This window comes from Bacillus sanguinis (assembly GCF_018332475.1).
In the GTDB taxonomy this organism is placed as follows: Bacteria; Bacillota; Bacilli; order Bacillales; family Bacillaceae_G; genus Bacillus_A; species Bacillus_A sanguinis.
On the sequence record NZ_BOQB01000265.1, the window covers coordinates 1 to 1,291 of the forward strand.

At 35.7% G+C, this 1,291-nt stretch carries 1 protein-coding gene; it reads right to left on the reverse strand.

Annotated features, from left to right (window positions below; translation table 11 throughout):
• Window positions 1-1,291, reverse strand: a 1,291-nt coding sequence (locus tag KI369_RS23390) for a bifunctional metallophosphatase/5'-nucleotidase (RefSeq protein WP_212957566.1), incomplete at both ends; no start/stop codon positions are given.

Sequence of the window (1,291 nt, forward strand, 5' to 3'; positions counted from 1 at the left end):
GAATTCTTCCATCAATAATAGACTGAATTGGTTCTTTTGATTTTTTTATGTAATCTACTAATGCTTCAAAATCAGTTGATCCTGTTTCAGCATCTTTACCGTTTTTAAAGGATACAAATCCATCTCCACCTGAAGCTAGAAATGCGTTCGCAACGACGCTGTAAGTTTTAGAAGGATTAATTTCTTCTCCATTTGTTAAGCGAATACTTGTTACTTTTTCTCCATTAGGCTTGTTCGCATCCCAAGTGTATTGGATTCCTGAAATTTGAAGCATTCTTGTTATGTCTTTTTGCCATTGTTGATTTAAAATATCACGAATGTCTTGACCCGTTAAATTTACTTTTATTAATTGATTTCCGAATGGTTGAATACCATATATCTCTCCCCATATAATATCACCAGCATCTAAGTCATTACGAATACCACCAGGATTCATAAGTGCAATTTGGGATTGCATTGTTGTACGCTGGGCATCAGCAACTAAATTTCCAAGAGTAGATTCACCAGCCATATTGAGTTTGCGATCTAGTGGCGCAATAGACTTACCTACAACTTCATTGACAAGAGGTGCGATTTTTGCTTGATATTTCTCCATCTTCTTCTTTATTTTTTTATCAGGCTCCATGCCTTCATGGTAAGTTGTAACAATTTCTGCTTTTTTCTCAACAATATCTTGTGTTTTACGATCAATCTTTACATCAACATCAGCAAAAGCCATACCGTAAGAATTTGCTTGTACGACAAGTTTATTATTGACAGTTCCATTTACATAGGTGTGGCTATGCCCACCAAAAATAACATCGACTTCTTGATCAGTCTGATTTGCTAATCGGACGATATCACCATTTGTTACGCCGTTCCCATCTGTTGTACCTCCGTTATGTGCAAGAACAACGATAGATTTAACGCCTAGTTTTTTTAATTGCTTTACGGATTTGTTAATAGCTTCAACTTCATCTGTAATTTCTACATTCTTTAGCATAGTAGGCATAACAAGGTTAGGAACATCCGTTGTTACGACTCCGATAAATCCAACAGGAACTCCTTGTACCTTTTTTATAGTGAATGGTGGTAAAAATAAACGACCCGTGGATTTATTATAGAAATTTGCAGCAACATATGGGAATTTTGCTCCTTTAAAATCCCCTGTTTTCTCATGGTATCCACCATAAATAAGGCGGTTCATTTCCGCAACACCTTCATCAAATTCATGATTTCCTATAGTTCCAACATCGAATTTCAAATCATTTAGAAATTCAATCGTAGGTTCGTCTTGTAATAATGCTGAAAC